The organism is Nitrospirillum guanabarense (assembly GCF_034653355.1).
In the GTDB taxonomy this organism is placed as follows: domain Bacteria; phylum Pseudomonadota; class Alphaproteobacteria; order Azospirillales; family Azospirillaceae; genus Nitrospirillum.
On the sequence record NZ_JAYEER010000004.1, the window covers coordinates 428,729 to 445,412 of the forward strand.

Here is a 16,684-nt window from a genome sequence, read left to right on the forward strand (position 1 = left end):
ATCAGCGTCCGCCCACGTGGACGCTGCCGCTACCGCTGTGCGCCTGGTCCAGCCGGCCGGTCACCTGGTCGATCTTCACGTCGCCGCTGCCGCTGAGCGAGAGGGTGGCGTCGGTGACCTTGACGCGCAGCATCTGGTCGCCGCTGCCGCTGATGGTGGAGGACAGGGTGCCGATCTCCCCGCCGTCGATGGTGATGTCGCCGTTGCCCGACTGCTTCAGCTGGGCGGTGGTGGCCGACACGGCGTGGATGGTCAGCGTGCCCGAGCCGCCCAGGTGGGCCGACAGCGCCCCTTGCGCCTTGGCCGCCACCAGGTCGCCCGACCCGTCGATGGACAGGCGCAGGTCCTGCACCGCCGGCAGGGTGACGTTGCCCGACCCGCTGAGCTTGGCCTGGGTGGTGCCGCCGCTGCCCCCGCCGATGGTGATGGTGCCGCTGCCGCTGCTCTCCAGGTCGGTGGAGGGGCCCGCCATCTGGATGATGCCGACATTGCCCGAGCCCGCCACCCGCACCTTGAGCGCGCCCTCCAGCCGGTCCAGCTGGGTGTCGCCCGAGCCGTGGATGCGGATCTGGGCGCCGCCGGTAACCCGGTCGGCCTTGAAGTTGCCGGAGCCGTCCAGCGTCAGTGTCAGGGCGCCGAAGCCGCCGCTGGCCTGGTAGTCGGTCGACCCGCCCTCCTGCACCTCCAGGGGCGCGCCGGCCGGCACGGTGATGGCGATGCGCAGCGTGGGCTGCCAGCGCTGCCAGCCCTCCCCCTCCCCCTCGCGATAGCAGCGGCGGCCACTGATACCCAGCTGGGCCGTCCTGCCGCCACTGGCGGTCAGCTGGTCCAGTTCCTTCGGGTCGTCCGCCGTGGCCTGGATGCGCACGTCGCGCGCGCCGGGCGACGCGGTGATGTCCACCGTGCGGGCGCAAGGGGTGGTGACCCGCAGCTCCTGCCCCTCCAGGGCCCAGCTGCGTTCGCCCGCCCAGGCGGTGCCGGCGGCGATAAGCGCCGCGAGCGACAGGGGCAGGGCCAGGGCGATGCGGTGGGGGCGGGACATGGAAGCGGACTCGTCTATGGTTGCGGCATTGTCCCCATTGTCACCGCGCGGCTGAGGCGATCAAGGACGTAGCGGGCGATGGAACCGGTCCGGGCGGGCTGCGCACGCCAAGTGGCCCCATCCGATCCGGCCGGGCCCGCCGCGCCAGACGTCAAAAACGAAGACAAATTCGCGTCAAATGGACGAAATCCCCATCCGAAGCGCTGCTTAACCCTCATCAGCCGTGTTACACCCCTGGGGCTTTCCAGGGGCGGGATAATGGGATCCGGTCGCCCCTGGCCACAGGTCAGGAGAGAACGATGTCCGCCACGCAGACCCCCACCCAGGACATTCCTCTGATTGAGACCCCAGCCTGGCAGGCGCTGGCGCGGCACCGCCAAGCGCTGGACGGCGTGCACATGCGCGACCTGTTCGCCGCCGATCCGGAGCGGTTCGACAAATACTCCCTGAAGCTGGGCACGCTGCTGCTGGATTATTCCAAGAACCGGCTGACCGATGAGACCCTGCCCCTGCTGCTGGACTTTGCCCGCGCCCGCGACCTGGAAGGCTGGCGCGAGGCCATGTTCGCCGGATCGCCCATCAACCTGACCGAAGGCCGTGCCGTGCTGCACACGGCCCTGCGCCAGCCCAAGGGCGCCACGGTGCTGGTCGACGGCCGCAACGTGGTGCCGGACGTGCACGCCGTGCTGGACCGCATGGGCGCCTTCGCCACCGCCGTCCGGGATGGGGAATGGCGCGGCTGGACCGGCCAGCCCATCACCGACATCGTCAACATCGGCATCGGCGGGTCCGACCTGGGCCCCGTCATGGTGACCCAGGCGCTGACCCCGTACCACCACCCGCATTTGCAGGCGCACTTCGTCTCCAACGTCGACGGCACCCACATCGCGGAGGTGCTGAAGAAGGTGGATGCGGAGACGACGCTGTTCATCATCGCCTCCAAGACCTTCACCACGCAGGAGACGCTGGCCAACGCCCACACGGCGCGCGACTGGCTGCTGACCCAGGGGGCGCCGGCGGACGCGGTGGCCAAGCACTTCGTGGCCGTGTCGACCAACGCCAAGGAGGTGGCGGCCTTCGGCATCGACACCGACAACATGTTCGGCTTCTGGGACTGGGTGGGCGGCCGCTACAGCCTGTGGTCGGCCATCGGCCTGCCCATCATGCTGATGGTCGGCCCCGACCGCTTCGCCGAGCTGCTGGCCGGCGCGCACGCGATGGACGAGCATTTCCGCACCGCGCCCTTGGCCGCCAACATGCCCGTGCTGCTGGGCCTGATCGGCCTGTGGTACGTGAACTTCTGGGACGCCCAGTCCTACGCCGTGCTGCCCTATGACCAGTACCTGGCCCGCCTGCCGGCCTACCTGCAGCAGGCCGACATGGAAAGCAACGGCAAGGGTGTGGACCGCGATGGCCGCCCGGTGGACTATGCCACCGGTCCGGCGCTGTTCGGGGAGCCTGGCACCAACGGCCAGCACGCCTTCTACCAGCTGATCCACCAGGGCACGCCGCTGATCCCGGCCGACTTCCTGGCGCCCATCGAGACGCAGAACCCGGTGGGCCGCCACCACACCCTGCTGCTGGCCAACTTCCTGGCCCAGACCGAGGCCCTGCTGCTGGGCAAGACCGAGGATGAGGCGCGGGCCGAGCTGGCCGGCCAGGGCCTGGATGGCGAGGAGCTTGAGGCGCTGGTGCCGCACAAGGTGTTCACCGGCAACCGCCCGACCAACACCCTGCTGTTCCAGAAGCTGGACCCGCACACCCTGGGCACGGTGATCGCCCTCTATGAGCACAAGATCTTCGTGCAGGGCATCCTGTGGAACCTGAATTCCTTCGACCAGTGGGGTGTGGAGCTGGGCAAGCAGCTGGCCAAAGCCATCCTGCCGGAGCTGGAGGGCGGCGCCCGCCGGGGCCACGATTGCTCAACCGCCGGCCTCATCCGTGTGGTGCGCGAGGGACTGCGCTGACCCCGGTCAATGTCGTTGACGGAAGGGCCGGACCTCCCCATGGGCGCCCGGCTTTTCCCGTGACGGCTTTTTTCCTACGGGCGTAAGCTTGCCGAGGAACGGCGGCGCGCCCAGACTCCCTGGTGTCGTCCGCTGCTAAGGCTGATTTGATGGAAAGCGGCACGCGTAACCTGGGTGGGGCGGCCTCCGAACGGCCGGCCATGGTGCGTCTGACCCAGGAACAGCTGGACCTGGTGCTGAGGCGGCACGCCATGTTCCGCAACGCCAAGGTGGGCGGGGCCCGCGCCGTGCTGGCCCATATGGATTTGTCGGGCCTGAGCATGGCGGGCCGCGACCTCAGCCATGCCGACTTCACCCATGCCATCCTGCGCGATGTCGACCTCAGCGGCGCCTTGCTGGAATGCGCCACGCTGTTCGTCACCGACCTGCGTGGCGCCAACCTGCGCAACGCCCGGCTGGTGAAGGCCGATCTGCGCGGCGCCTGCCTGCGCGGGGCCGACCTGTCGGGCGCCGACCTGTTCGATGCCGACCTGCGCGACGGCACCCTGGCCGCCCGCGCCCGCGACGGCAGCCTGCAGATCATGAGCGTGGACCCCACCAATGCCGACCTGGCCGAGGCCAACCTGCGCGGGTCCAACCTGACCAATGCCAAGCTGTCGGGCTCGGTCGCCATGCATACCGACTTCACCGACGCCATCATGCGCAACGCCAAGCTGGTGCGCGCCAATTTGCGCCATGCCAAGCTGGACGGCACCAACCTGGAGGGGGCGGATCTGTCGGGCGCCGATGTGCGCGGCGCCAGCCTGCGCGGCGCGGTGCTGATCGGCACCATCATGAACCTGACGGAACTGGGCGGCGCCGACATGACCGGCGTGCTGACGGAAAAGCCGCAGGGCCGCCCGGCGGCGGAACTGGGCCGCTCCATGGCCGAGCTGCTGAACCTGCATGCCATCTGGGTGTGCACGGCGGCCAAGGAGGGCATGGCCCTGGACCTCAGCGGCGTGGACCTGCGCGGCTCCGGCACCCTGTCGCGGGCCATGCTGACCCGGGGCGTGGGGCGTGGGGCGGTGTTCTACGGCATGGACCTGACCGGCATCCAGATGCAGGTGGGCCAGTTCGACAACGCCGATTTCCGCACCGCCACCCTGGCCGAGGCCGACTTGCGCGGCGGCAGCTTCCAGGGCGCCAACTTCAACGCCGCCAACCTGCGCCACGCCACCTTGGACTATTTGCAGATCGATGCCGAGCGGCGTGTGCGCACCAACCTGACTGGTGCCATCCTGCGCAACGCCGACCTCAGCGGCGCCCGCCTGCGCCGTGTCCGCCTGACCCAGGCCGACCTCAGCCACGCCGACCTGCGCGGCGCGGACCTGCGTGAGGCCGATTTGCGCGGCGCCAACCTCAGCGGCGCCCTGGTGCAGGAGGAACAGATGCGGGCGGTGGACTTCACCGGCGCGCGTGGCCTGCCCCGCACCTGGCACGTGCGCTATGTGGCGGATGATTGAGCGCACCGGCGATCGAGGGACGGAACAAGTGATCCCCCGCATTGCCCTGCGGGCCGGCCCCCCGCTAGAATGGCGCCATCATGCCCATCCGCCTGCTTCCTGAGACCCTGGTCAACCGCATCGCCGCCGGCGAGGTGGTCGAGCGTCCCGCCGCCGCCGTGAAGGAGTTGGTGGAGAACGCGCTGGACGCCGGCGCCCGCCGCATCGACGTCACCCTGCGCGATGGCGGCAAGGCGCTGATCCAGGTGGTGGACGATGGCGGCGGCATGGCGGCCGAGGAGCTGTCGCTGGCGGTGGAGCGCCACGCCACCTCCAAGCTGCCGGGCGACGATTTGCTGAACATCCACACCCTGGGCTTTCGAGGGGAGGCGCTGCCCTCCATCGGCGCCGTCAGCCGCCTGACCATCACCAGCCGCCAGCCGGGCAGCGACAGCGCCTGGGCCCTGACGGTGGAGGGTGGGGCCAAGGGCCGGCCGGTGCCGGCGGCCCACCCGGTGGGCACCCGCATCGAGGTGCGCGACCTGTTCTACGCCACCCCGGCGCGACTGAAGTTCCTGAAGACCACGCGGACGGAGACGGACCACGCCGTCGACGTGGTGCAGCGCCTGGCCATGGCCCATCCCGACGTGGCCTTCACCGTGGCGGACGAGGGGCGCACCCCCCTGCGCCTGCCGGCCCAGACCGGGACTCTTAACGGCGAGGACCCGCTGCTGGCCCGCCTGGGCGCCATCATGGGGCGGGAGTTCCAGGAGAACGCCCTGCCCATCGACGCCCGACGGGAGGGCGTGCGGCTGTACGGGCACATCGGCCTGCCCACCCTGAACAAGAACACCGCCGCCGGCCAGTACCTGTTCGTGAACGGCCGGCCGGTGCGCGACAAGCTGCTGCTGGGCGCCGTGCGCGGCGCCTACGCCGACTTCCTGGCCCGCGACCGCCACCCCCTGCTGGCCCTGTTCCTGGACATCCCGTGCGAGGATGTGGACGTCAACGTGCACCCGGCCAAGACGGAGGTGCGCTTCCGCGACCAGGGCCTGGTGCGCGGCCTGATCGTGGGTGCGCTGAAGCATGCCCTGGCCGGCGCCGGCCATCGCGCCTCCACCACCGTGGGCCAGGCAGCCTTGGCCAGCTTCCGCGCCGACGGCGCCAAGCCCATCCCCCAGACCGCCTTCCAGTGGCAGCCGCAACCCCATTCCGGCGGTGGCGGTAGCTGGCCCGGCATCACCCGTCCCACCGCCGGGCAGGTGGAGGCCGCGCGCGCCTTCCAGGCGCCGATGGCCGCCTGGGAAGGGCCAGCCCCAGCGACGGCACCCGCCTACACACACTCGGTGCTGGCGGAAGCGCCGGCTTACGCCGACGCCGCTCCCGGCCCTGTCAGCCCCGGCCTGGCCGCGGCGGTGGCGGCGTTGGCGCAGACCGGCGCCGACGACGTGCCCGACTTTCCCCTGGGCATCGCCCGCGCCCAGGTGCACCAGACCTACATCGTCTCCCAGACCCGCGACGGCATGGTCATCGTCGACCAGCACGCGGCGCATGAGCGCCTGGTGTATGAGCGCATCAAGCAATCCATGGTGGCCCAGGGCGTGAAGCGGCAGATGCTGCTGATCCCCGAGGTGGTGGAGCTGGAGGAGGCCGCAGCCGCCCGTCTGGCCGAACGCTCGGATGAGCTGGCGGAGCTGGGCCTGTGCCTGGAATCCTTCGGCACCGGTGCCGTGGTGGTGCGGGAGATTCCGGCGCTTCTGGGCGCCAAGGCCGACATCAAGGCCCTGGTCACCGACATCGCCGATGAGCTGGCGGAACTGGGTGACCAGCACGCGCTGAAGGAAAGGCTGGAGGAGGTGTGCTCCTCCATGGCCTGCCACGGCTCCGTCCGCGCCGGCCGGGTGCTGACGGTGGGGGAGATGGACGCCCTGCTGCGCGAGATGGAGGCCACCCCCCACAGCGGCCAGTGCAACCACGGCCGCCCCACCTATGTGGAACTGAAGCTGGCGGACATCGAGCGGCTGTTCGGCCGGCGTTGAGGAACCTGCCTCATTCCAAACGAAAACGCCCGGAAGGATGACCTTCCGGGCGTTTCGCTGTTGGTCCTTAAGGACCACGCATTGCTTGGTGTTTCCTCTATCCCTGTTTGCCCGTCCGGTGTTTTCCCGGATTTGCGGGCGGCACTCTCACTGGAACGGCCGGCGGGGCCGTTCGAATTCTGGAACCGGTCAGCGCAATTCCCAGGCGAACTCGACCTTCACCGGGGCGCCGGCGACGCTGGCGATGGGGTTCTGGCGCAGCCAGTTGAAGAAATCATCGAAGGGCAGGGCGGGACGCGCCACCACCCGGCGGCCGGACAGGCCGGTCGCGCGTTCGGAAAGGGTACGGGTCACCTGCTCGTACGCCACTTCCGGGACACCGTGGGATACCGCGATGGCACCCGTGGCCGGATCCTCCACCTGGAAGGAATGGGCCCCGTTCCGGAACGCATAGGCAACCTGAACCGTGTCAACCCGACGCATGATTTCCACTCAGCTTCGCAAAACGGAACTTTATGTACCATAGGGGCGCGACATTGGAAAGGAAAAAACAGCGGACACGGAAATGACGCAACAGAACGTCGTTTTCGCATTCCGTTCGCCCTGCGGCACCCGTGTCCCACTGTCTTTCCAAGGGTTTACCTATAGGCCGATAGATTTATTCGATTACGAAGCGGGGGGCCGCCCGGCCGCCGCCGGCCTTGATCTTCTCCGCCACGCGGGCGGCGATGGCGCGATAGGTCTGGGCGTGCACGCCGTCCGGCTGGTGGATGGTGATGGGCGTGCCGGCGTCGCTGGTCTCGCGGATGGCGATGTCCAACGGCACCTCGCCCAGGAAGTCGATGCCCAGCTTGTCCGCTTCGGCCCTGGCACCGCCATGGCTGAAGATGTCGCTGCGGTGGCCGCAGTTGGGGCAGCAGAAATAGCTCATGTTCTCGATGATGCCGAGGACGGGCACGTCCACGCGGCGGAACATGTTCAGGCCCTTGCGCGCATCCAGCAGGGCGATATCCTGCGGGGTGGAGACGATGACGGCGCCGGCCAGCGGCACGCTTTGCGCCATGGTCAGCTGGGCGTCGCCCGTGCCCGGCGGCATGTCGACCACCAGCACGTCCAGCTCACCCCAGTTCACGTCCCGTAGCATCTGGGTCAGGGCGCTCATCACCATCGGGCCGCGCCAGATCATGGGCGTGTCCTCGGCCACCAGGAAGCCCATGGACATGACCTTGACGCCATAGTTGACCAGCGGGTCCAGGCGCTTGCCGTCGGCGCTGTCGGGCTTGCCGCTGAGGCCCATCATGCGGGGCATGGAGGGGCCGTAGATGTCGGCGTCCAGCAGGCCCACCTTCAGGCCGTTGGCGGCCATGGCCAGCGCCAGGTTGGTGGAGGTGGTGGACTTGCCCACCCCACCCTTGCCCGAGGCGACGGCGATGATGGCGGCCACGCCGGGCACCCCGGCCTTGGGCTGCTTGCCGGCGCCGGGCGCGCCGGTGCCGGGGGCGCCGCCGCCGCTGACTGCCTTGGGGGCGGGGCGGTGGGCGGTCAGCACCGCCGTCACCGACAGCACGCCGGGCAGGCGGTCCACCGCCTTCTCCGCCGCCTGGCGCAGCGGCTCCAGGGCGGCACCCCGCGCCGGGTCGACCTCCAGGGTGAAGTGGACATGGCCGTCCTTCACCGCGACGCCGGAAACCATCTTGAGGCTGACGATGTCAGACCCGCGATCGGGGTCCGCCACCTGCCGGAGGGCCTCCAACACCTGGGATTCGGTAACCGCCATGATCAAACGCCTTCATCTTGTAAAGTGGGGGGCGGGGGGTCATATCGCCCGTGTCGGGCTTCCCTGCGAACGCCCGACTATATACGGTGCCGCCGAAATGGGGGGAAGCCCGGGGGAGAGATGGCCGCCATGGTGGCCGCGAGGCCGCCGTCGCCCTCTGTCTAGGGTGCCCTTCATATAGGGTATCGGTTTCCGAATAATCAGATCTTCCAAACAGAATCTTGTGGGAAGCGGGAAAGGCGAACATGCCCTGGTCCAATCAAGGGTCGAACGGCGGCAACAACGGATCGGGGGATGATCCCGGCAAGGACTCTTCCAAGGACAAGCCCACGGATAAGCCCTCGGCGGGCGGATCGGTGCCCCACAACCCCTGGGGGCAGAGCGAAGGCGTCGCCGGCCCATCATCATCGGGCGGGACCAAATCGTCCGGCGGCAAGCCCGGTCCCCGTCCCCAGCCTGGGCTGGAGGACGCGGTGCGCCAGGGGGGCGAGCGCCTGCGCGTCCTGCTGGGCGGCGGGGGCGGCGGCAACGGCGGGGGCAACGGCGGGCGTTCGCGCCCGTCCGGCAGCCCCTTCACCCTGAATGGCTGGAGCACCGGCCGCGTCATCGGCGTGGGCGTGGCGGCGGTGGCGGCCCTGTGGCTGGCCACGGGCGTCTACCGCGTGGCGGCGGATGAGCAGGGCGTGGTCCTGCGCTTCGGCAAGCCGGTGCGGGTGGAACAGCCGGGCCTGCGCTACCACCTGCCGGCCCCCATCGAGCAGGTGCTGCTGCCCCAGGTCACCCGCGTCAACCGCATCGAGATCGGCTACCGCAGCCAGGGCGACGGCCGGCGCAGCGTCAGCGACCGCGACGTGGCCGACGAAAGCACCATGCTGACGGGCGATGAGAACATCGTCGACATCGACTTCGCCGTGTTCTGGGTCATCAAGGACCCGGCCAAGTTCCTGTTCAACATCCGCGAACCGGAAGAGACGGTGAAGAAGGTGGCGGAAAGCGCCATGCGCGAGATCATCGGCCGCACCGAGATCCAGCCCGCCCTGACCGACGCCCGCCAGCGCATCGAGAACGACAGCCGCCAGCTGCTGCAGACCATCCTGGACCAGTACCAGGCCGGCATCGAGATCACCCAGGTGCAGCTGCAGCGGGTGGAACCGCCTCCGGCGGTGGTGGAGGCCTTCAACGACGTGCAGCGCGCCCGCCAGGACCGCGAACGCCTGCGCAACGAGGCGGAAACCTACCGCAACGACATCATCCCCCGCGCCCGCGGCGAGGCGGAGCGCCTGAACCAGGAGGCGCAGGCCTACCGCGACCAGGTGGTGGACTTGGCCCAGGGTGACGCCAAGCGCTTCCAGCAGGTGCTGGAGGCCTACGCCCAGGCCCCCGACGCCGCCAGCCGGCGCCTGTACATCGAGACCATGGAGCAGATCCTGAAGGGCACCCACAAGATCCTGCTGGACGACAAGGCCGGCGGCGGCGCCGTGCCCTACCTGCCCCTGAACGACATGCTGAAGACGCCCGCACACCCCACCACCCCGCCGGCATCGCCGGCGCAGGTCGGCAAGTGAGAGGGGCCCACATCATGGAAAAACGCTGGATCCTTCCCCTGGGCCTGCTGGTGCTGGCCGCCATCCTGCTGCAAGGCAGCTTCTTCACCATCAACCAGACGCAGCAGGCGCTGGTGCTGCAGTTCGGCGAGCCCAAGCGCGTCATCCGCGAGCCCGGCCTGTGGGTCAAGATCCCCTTCGTGCAGAACGTGGTGATCTTGGACCGCCGGGTGCTGGACATCGACCCGCCGGTGGAAAGCGCCATCCTGGCCGACCAGAAGCGGCTGGAGGTGGACGCCTACGCCCGCTACCGCATCGCCGACCCGCTGATGTTCTTCCAGACCCTGGGCAATGAGCAGCAGGCCCGCCTGCGCCTGTCGGTCATCGTGAACTCCGCCATGCGCCGCGTCCTGGGCAACGTCAACCTGCCGGCCGTGCTGTCGCAGGAGCGTGAGAAGGTCATGGCCGACATCAAGGGCCAGGTGAACCAGGAGGCACAGCGCCTGGGCATCGAGATCGTGGATGTGCGCCTGCGCCGCGCCGACCTGCCGGAACAGACCAGCCAGGCCGTGTTCGCCCGCATGCGCTCCGAACGCGAGCGCGAGGCGGCCGAGGCCCGCGCCCAGGGCCAGGAACTGTCGCAGCAGATCAAGAGCCGCGCCGACCGCGACCGCACCGTGCTGCTGGCCGAGGCCCAGCGCCAGGCCCAGATCACCCGGGGCGAGGGCGATAACCAGGCGATTCGCATCATGAATGAGGCGATCAGCCGCAACCCCGAATTCTACAGCTTCTACCGCAGCCTCCAGGCCTATCGCGACACGCTGAAGCCCGACGACACCACCCTGGTGCTGTCGCCCGGCGCCGACTTCTTCAAGTACCTTGGCGCCGGCGATCGCCGCCGTGCGGACAAGTAAGCCCAAGACGGGCGCGAGAGAGCGGGGAGCCCAAGGTTTTGAACGACTTGCTGACAGGGGCCGCAGTCGCCCTGGTGCTGGAGGGCGTGTGCTATGCCCTCATGCCCGGGACCATGCGCCGGCTGGCGGCGCGCATGGCCGAGACGCCGGCGGATCGCTTGCGCTGGGCGGGGCTGGCGGGGGCCTGCATTGGCGTCGGCCTGGTGTGGCTGGCGCGCCGCTAAGGGGACAAATCGGCGGCCCGTCGCCCTATCCCCTTGCGATAACACGAGCCATTCCCCTTAACAGGCGCGACTTCACCCCCCTATAGTGGGGGCCCCCGAAAGGGAACCCCGAAACGGGAACATGGAATGATGACGGGCGGATGCCATTCTCAAGGCGTCCCCCTGCCTGGAGTGGCCCCACAGTGACGTCTTCCGCCTTCACAGCATCTTCGCCGACGGCTTCCTCTCCCAAGAAGGAAGGGCTCCGCCGGTTCCCGGCCCTGCGCCGGTCGCTGATGGTGTTGGGCGTCCTGCTGCTGCCCACGGCCTGCGGCGACCCGGCGCCGGCCCGCGCCGAACCGCCGCCCCACAGCTTCGCCCCCCTGGTGGAAAAGATGCTGCCGGCGGTGGTGAACATCTCCACCACCCAGACGGTGAAGAACAAGAAGCAGAGCCAGCTGCCCATGCCGGAGTTCCCGCCCGGCTCCCCCTTCGGCGACTTCTTCCGCGACTATCAGCAGCGGCAGAAGGAGAACGACCAGGGCGGCGGGGATGACAAGGGTGCCGCCACCTCGCTGGGCTCCGGCTTCATCATCGACGCGTCCGGCTATGTGGTGACCAACAACCACGTCATCGAGGGGGCGGACGAGATCACGGTGCGCCTGCAGGACGACACCCAGATGAAGGCGACGCTGGTCGGCACCGACAAGGCCACCGACATCGCGCTGTTGAAGGTGGAGCCGTCGACCAAGTTGCCGGCCATGGTGTGGGGCAACAGCGACATCCTGAAGGTGGGCGACTGGGTGGTGGCCATCGGCAACCCCTTCGGCCTGGGCGGCACGGTGACGGCGGGCATCATCTCCGCCCGCGGCCGCGACATCGGCGCCGGCAAGTACGACGATTTCCTGCAGACCGACGCCTCCATCAACCTGGGCAATTCCGGTGGCCCGCTGATCAACCTCAATGGCGAGGTCATCGGCATGAACACCGCCATCTTCTCCCCCCAGGCCAACGATGGGGAGGCCGGGTCGGTCGGCATCGGCTTCGCCATTCCGGCGGTGGTGATCAAGAACGTGGTGCAGCAGCTGCGCGAGACCGGCAAGGTGCGGCGCGGCTGGCTGGGCGTGCAGATCCAGGACGTGACGCCCGATATCGCCGACACCCTGAACCTGAAGCAGCAGCGCGGTGCCCTGGTGGCGGTGGTCAGCCCCGGCGGCCCCGGCGAACAGGCCGGCCTGAAACAGGGTGACGTCATCGTCAGCATCGACGGCAAGGGCGTCACCAACGGCCGCATGCTGCCTCGCATCGTGGCGGAGGAGCCGGTGGGCCACAAGGCGGCCCTGGTGGTGCTACGCAAGGGCGGCAAGCTGAACGTGACGGTGTCACTGGGCGAGCTGAAGGAGGACACCGAGGGCGGGGCCGCCGTGGCCGCCACCAGCACCGGGCCGGCCGAGGCCGAGGGCACCATCGACAGCGTCGGCCTGACCTTGGACGCGCTCAGCCCCAAGATCCGGCAGAAGTTCAGCGTGCGCGACGACGCCCAGGGCGTGGCCGTGGTGCGTGTCGCCCCCAACAGCCCGGCCGCCAAGCGCGAGATCAAGGCCGGCGACCTGATCGTGGAGGTGGGCCAGGAAGAGGTCAGCACGCCCAACGACGTCGCCACCCGCGTGGCCAAGGCCAAGGACAACGGCCAGAAGGCGGTGCTGCTGCTGGTGGAACGCGCCGGCGACCTGCTGTTCGTGGCCCTGCCGCTGGAATAAGCCGCGCCAGGATTCAGCCGGCCACGATCTCCGCCTCACGATAGCCCTGGGCGTACAGCAGGGCGGTCAGGTCGCCGTGGTCCACCTTGGCCCGCGCCGCCGCCGCCACCGACGGTTTGGCGTGGAAGGCGATGCCCAGGCCGGCCGCCAGCAGCATGGGCAGGTCGTTGGCGCCGTCGCCCACCGTGACGGCGGCCGTCAGGGCCACGCGCCGCCGGGTGCAGATGCGGGTCAGGGCGGCGGCCTTGGAATCCTTGTCCAGGATGGGTTCCAGCGGCTGGCCGGTCAGCTTGCCTTCCTGAATGATCAGGTCGTTGGCCTGGTCCTCGTCAAAGCCCAGCAGGGCACGGACATGGGCGGTGAAGGGCTTGAAGCCGCCCGAAACCAGGGCGCAATAGGCGCCGTGCTTGCGCATGGTGGCGACCAGGGACTTGGCCCCCGGCATCAGGGTGACGATGCCCTTCAGTTCCTCGATCACCGTCGCGTCCATGCCGGCCAGCAGGGCCACGCGCTCGCGCAACGCGCCCTTGAAGTCGATTTCGCCATTCATGGCGCGGCGGGTGATCTCGGCGATGGTGTCGCGCCGGCCAATCAGGGCGCCCAGCTCGTCCAGCATCTCCTGGTGGATGATGGTCGACTCCATGTCGGCCACCAGCACGGCCTTGCGCCGGCCGGCCGCTTCCTGCGTGATGGCGTCCACCGGCTGGCCCAGCAGGGCCTGGGCGCAGGCCGCTTGGGCCTGGTCGGGATGCAAGCCGGCGAAGGCGATGTCGCAGGCGCGGCCCGGGGCCAGCCAATCGGGCGTGCTGGTTTCCGCCCCCAGCGCCTGCAGGGCGGCACGCGCCGCGCGGACCATGCTATCGTCCAGCGTCGCCGCCGTGGCCTCCGCCTCTGTCAGGGGGGCGCCGGCGATCAGGGTCACCACATGGGTCATGGCATGTCCGAAGGGTTTGAAGGGGCTTCCGCCGGTCTTGATACGGGGGGCGGAGGCGGCAGGCAAGACGCAGTCGGGCATCCGGCCCCTGCGATCAGCACTGTTGCGGGCCCGGATTTCGTAACAAATGAACCCAAGCTCGTTGTGGTGATTGGCGGCCCCACCGCCTCGGGCAAGTCGCGCCTGGCCCTGGACCTGGCGGTGCGCCTGGGCGGCACGGTCATCAACGCCGACAGCATGCAGGTGTACCGGGGCCTGGCCCTGCTGACCGCCCAGCCCGGTCCAGGACGATCTGTCACAGGCGCCGCACCGCCTTTACGGCACCGTGCCGCCCTCGGTGCGCATGTCGGCGGCGGCCTGGCGCGACCTGGCGCTGGCGGAGGTGCGGGCGGCCGAGCGGCCCATCCTGGTGGGCGGCACCGGCCTCTACCTGCGCACCCTGATGAGCGGCATCGCCGACATCCCCGCCATCGACGAGGCGGTGCGGGACCGGGCCAAGGCCCTGCATGCGGAACTGGGCGGCCCCGCCTTCCACCGGGATTTGGCGGCCAAGGACCCGGAAGCGGCGGCCCGGCTGGTCCCCGGCGACACCCAGCGCCTGGTGCGGGCGTGGGAGGTGGTGGTGGGCACCGGCCGCACCCTGGGGGAGTGGCAGCGGGCGGCGGAGTCCACGGCGCCGGCCGACCTCGCCTTCCACACCATCGTCGTCGATCCGCCGCGCGATCGGCTCTACGCCAATGGCGACGCGCGCTTCCTGGCCATGATGGAACGGAGGGCGCTGGATGAGGTGCGGGCCTTGCTGGATCTGGGCCTCGATCCCGACCTGCCGGCCATGAAGGCGCTGGGCGTGCCGGAACTGGCGGCGCACCTTTCCGGCGCGCTATCACTGGCGGAGGCGGTGGCCTTGGCGCAGCGCCACACGCGCAATTACGCCAAGCGGCAGACCACCTGGTTCCGTCACCAAATGGCGGGGGCCCGCCGCGTTGATCCCGGTTTCAGCCAGACGCATACCGGTTATGAGAAATTAATCGAAAGTCTGTTGGGTGAAATCTTTGCGATAATTCGCAAAACCGGTTGACCCTTGGTACAGTTCCGTCTACGGTCCCGTTCCGCCCGGCTTTCGCGTTTGCGAAGGGGGCCAGGGGTATTCCCGAGCGGGTCCGGTGAGCGGGCCTGACGGGGCGACTGGAAACCAGGATTTTTGGGAAATGAGTGCTGCCACGAACGAGACCAGTCTGACCGGTGCCGACATCGTCCTGAAGGCGTTGCGGGACCAGGGCGTGGAGGTCATTTTCGGCTATCCGGGCGGTGCGGTACTTCCCATCTACGACGCGCTTTTTCAGCAGAACGACATCCGCCACATCCTGGTCCGCCATGAGCAGGCGGCCCTGCACGCGGCCGAGGGCTATGCCCGGTCCACGGGCAAGGTCGGCGTCGTGCTGGTCACCAGCGGCCCCGGCGCCACCAACGCCGTCACCGGCCTGACCGACGCGCTGATGGACAGCATTCCCATCGTCTGCCTGTCGGGCCAGGTCGCCACGCACCTGATCGGCAACGACGCCTTCCAGGAATGCGACACCACGGGCATCACCCGTCCCTGCACCAAGCACAACTACCTGGTGAAGGACGTCAACAACCTGGCGCGCACCCTGCACGAGGCCTTCTACGTGGCCAAGAACGGCCGCCCGGGTCCCGTCGTCATCGACATTCCCAAGGACGTGCAGTTCGCCGAGGGGACCTACCGCTCCCCGGCCGACAGCATGCCCAAGAGCTATCGCCCGCAGGTGAAGCCGGACCTGAACCGGGTTGAAGAGGCCATCGACCTGCTGGCCAAGGCCAAGCGGCCCATCTTCTACGTCGGCGGCGGCGTCATCAACGCCGGCCCCGTGGCCAGCCAGCTGCTGACGCAGTTCGTGCGCATGACGGGCTATCCCTGCACCACCACCCTGATGGGCCTGGGCGCTTATCCGGCCTCCGACAAGCAGTGGCTGGGCATGCTGGGCATGCACGGCACGTACGAGGCCAACCTGGCCATGCACGGCTGCGACGTCATGGTCTGCATCGGCGCCCGTTTCGACGACCGCGTCACCGGCAAGGTCTCGGAATTCTCGCCCAACTCGGTCAAGATCCACGTCGACATCGACCCGTCCAGCATCAACAAGAACGTGCGGGTGGACGTGCCCATCATTGGCGACGCCGCCCATGTGCTGGAGGACATGATCCGCATCTGGAAGGCGCGCGGCAAGCAGCCGGACAAGGCGGCCCTGGCCGAGTGGTGGGAGCAGATCGAGTTTTGGCGGGCGCGCGACTGCCTGCGCTACGACAAGACCCCCAAGATCATCAAGCCGCAGTACGCGCTGGAACGGCTGCGCGCCGCCATCTCCGGCCGGGACGATGTCTTCATCACGACCGAGGTCGGCCAGCACCAGATGTGGGCGGCGCAGTTCCTGCCCTTCGACAAGCCCAACCACTGGATGACCTCCGGCGGCCTCGGCACCATGGGTTACGGCCTGCCGGCCGCCATCGGCGCCCAGGTGGCCCACCCCGACGCCCTGTGCATCGACGTGGCGGGCGAGGCCAGCATCCTGATGAACATCCAGGAGATGGCGACCGCCCTGCAGTATCGCCTGCCGGTCAAGGTCTTCATCCTGAACAACCAGTACATGGGCATGGTCCGCCAGTGGCAGGAACTGCTGCACGGCGGCCGCTACTCGGAAAGCTATTCCGAGGCGCTGCCCGACTTCGTGAAGCTGGCCGACGCCTTCGGGGGCGTGGGCCTGCGCGCGACCGAGGTCAGCCAGGTGGACGACGTCATCGCCGAGATGATCAAGGTGAAGCGCCCGGTCATCGTCGACATGTGCGTCGACCAGAAGGAAAATTGCTTCCCCATGATCCCCGGCGGCCGCGCCCACAACGAAATGCTGCTGGGCCCGGACGAGAAGGTGGAGAACGCGACGCCGGAGGACGGCATGGTGCTGGTATGAGCGCCAACGCCCCCATCGCCGCCACTTTCGCCGCCT

13 protein-coding genes are annotated in these 16,684 nt (G+C 69.0%); 9 read left to right on the forward strand and 4 right to left on the reverse strand.

The window, feature by feature from the left end:
* Window position 1 precedes the first annotated feature (1 nt).
* Window positions 2-1,042, reverse strand: coding sequence for a GIN domain-containing protein (locus UAA55_RS19915; RefSeq protein ID WP_322954876.1), 1,041 nt, complete (start codon window positions 1,040-1,042; stop codon window positions 2-4).
* 299 nt (window positions 1,043-1,341) lie between these two features.
* Between UAA55_RS19915 and pgi the strand changes: the two genes are divergently transcribed.
* The 3 genes from pgi (at window position 1,342) to mutL (ending at window position 6,532) form a co-directional block, all read left to right on the forward strand.
* Complete coding sequence (pgi, locus tag UAA55_RS19920; RefSeq protein ID WP_322954878.1) at window positions 1,342-3,009, forward strand: glucose-6-phosphate isomerase; 1,668 nt, start codon at window positions 1,342-1,344, stop codon at window positions 3,007-3,009.
* 149 nt (window positions 3,010-3,158) lie between these two features.
* Entirely contained in the window at window positions 3,159-4,514 is a 1,356-nt protein-coding gene (locus tag UAA55_RS19925; RefSeq protein ID WP_322954879.1) for a pentapeptide repeat-containing protein, read from the forward strand.
* A gap of 80 nt (window positions 4,515-4,594) precedes the next feature.
* Window positions 4,595-6,532, forward strand: a complete 1,938-nt coding sequence (gene mutL / locus UAA55_RS19930) for a DNA mismatch repair endonuclease MutL (RefSeq protein ID WP_322954880.1) — start codon at window positions 4,595-4,597, stop codon at window positions 6,530-6,532.
* 189 nt (window positions 6,533-6,721) lie between these two features.
* Here the strand turns inward: mutL and UAA55_RS19935 are convergent, their stop codons facing one another.
* Window positions 6,722-7,015, reverse strand: a complete 294-nt coding sequence (locus UAA55_RS19935; protein ID WP_145613266.1) for a hypothetical protein — start codon at window positions 7,013-7,015, stop codon at window positions 6,722-6,724.
* Window positions 7,016-7,190: 175 nt separating this feature from the next.
* Window positions 7,191-8,312: an iron-sulfur cluster carrier protein ApbC gene (apbC, locus tag UAA55_RS19940; protein WP_322957726.1), complete on the reverse strand. Its 1,122-nt coding sequence runs from the start codon at window positions 8,310-8,312 to the stop codon at window positions 7,191-7,193.
* A gap of 242 nt (window positions 8,313-8,554) precedes the next feature.
* On the opposite strand from apbC, the gene hflK reads away from it, so the two are divergent.
* The 4 genes from hflK to UAA55_RS19960 all read left to right on the forward strand — a co-directional run bounded on the left by hflK (window position 8,555) and on the right by UAA55_RS19960 (window position 12,730).
* Window positions 8,555-9,874 (forward strand): FtsH protease activity modulator HflK, encoded by a 1,320-nt coding sequence (hflK, locus tag UAA55_RS19945; protein ID WP_322954881.1) that lies wholly within the window; start codon window positions 8,555-8,557, stop codon window positions 9,872-9,874.
* 14 nt (window positions 9,875-9,888) lie between these two features.
* The gene (hflC, locus tag UAA55_RS19950) at window positions 9,889-10,767 is read left to right on the forward strand and encodes a protease modulator HflC (RefSeq protein ID WP_322954882.1); all 879 of its coding nucleotides are present in this window, start codon (window positions 9,889-9,891) and stop codon (window positions 10,765-10,767) included.
* A 38-nt stretch (window positions 10,768-10,805) separates the two neighbouring features.
* On the forward strand, window positions 10,806-10,991 hold the full coding sequence (locus UAA55_RS19955; protein WP_322954884.1) for a DUF2065 domain-containing protein: 186 nt from the start codon (window positions 10,806-10,808) through the stop codon (window positions 10,989-10,991).
* Between the two features lie 182 nt (window positions 10,992-11,173).
* On the forward strand, window positions 11,174-12,730 hold the full coding sequence (locus UAA55_RS19960) for a DegQ family serine endoprotease (protein WP_322954887.1): 1,557 nt from the start codon (window positions 11,174-11,176) through the stop codon (window positions 12,728-12,730).
* A 13-nt stretch (window positions 12,731-12,743) separates the two neighbouring features.
* Here the strand turns inward: UAA55_RS19960 and serB are convergent, their stop codons facing one another.
* Complete coding sequence (gene serB, locus UAA55_RS19965; protein WP_322954889.1) at window positions 12,744-13,664, reverse strand: phosphoserine phosphatase SerB; 921 nt, start codon at window positions 13,662-13,664, stop codon at window positions 12,744-12,746.
* Between the two features lie 337 nt (window positions 13,665-14,001).
* Between serB and UAA55_RS19970 the strand changes: the two genes are divergently transcribed.
* The gene (locus UAA55_RS19970) at window positions 14,002-14,742 is read left to right on the forward strand and encodes a tRNA (adenosine(37)-N6)-dimethylallyltransferase (RefSeq protein WP_322957727.1); all 741 of its coding nucleotides are present in this window, start codon (window positions 14,002-14,004) and stop codon (window positions 14,740-14,742) included.
* A gap of 130 nt (window positions 14,743-14,872) precedes the next feature.
* Window positions 14,873-16,648: an acetolactate synthase 3 large subunit gene (locus UAA55_RS19975; RefSeq protein WP_322954890.1), complete on the forward strand. Its 1,776-nt coding sequence runs from the start codon at window positions 14,873-14,875 to the stop codon at window positions 16,646-16,648.
* Window positions 16,649-16,684 lie beyond the last annotated feature (36 nt).

Coding starts and splice junctions, on each gene's coding strand:
- hflC (WP_322954882.1), top strand. CDS start 9,889: ATGGAAAAACGCTGGATCCTTCCCCTGGGCCTGCTGGTGCTGGCCGCC.
- pgi (WP_322954878.1), top strand. CDS start 1,342: ATGTCCGCCACGCAGACCCCCACCCAGGACATTCCTCTGATTGAGACC.
- UAA55_RS19975 (WP_322954890.1), top strand. CDS start 14,873: ATGAGTGCTGCCACGAACGAGACCAGTCTGACCGGTGCCGACATCGTC.
- UAA55_RS19935 (WP_145613266.1), bottom strand. CDS start 7,015: ATGCGTCGGGTTGACACGGTTCAGGTTGCCTATGCGTTCCGGAACGGG.
- mutL (WP_322954880.1), top strand. CDS start 4,595: ATGCCCATCCGCCTGCTTCCTGAGACCCTGGTCAACCGCATCGCCGCC.
- UAA55_RS19925 (WP_322954879.1), top strand. CDS start 3,159: ATGGAAAGCGGCACGCGTAACCTGGGTGGGGCGGCCTCCGAACGGCCG.
- UAA55_RS19915 (WP_322954876.1), bottom strand. CDS start 1,042: ATGTCCCGCCCCCACCGCATCGCCCTGGCCCTGCCCCTGTCGCTCGCG.
- hflK (WP_322954881.1), top strand. CDS start 8,555: ATGCCCTGGTCCAATCAAGGGTCGAACGGCGGCAACAACGGATCGGGG.
- serB (WP_322954889.1), bottom strand. CDS start 13,664: ATGACCCATGTGGTGACCCTGATCGCCGGCGCCCCCCTGACAGAGGCG.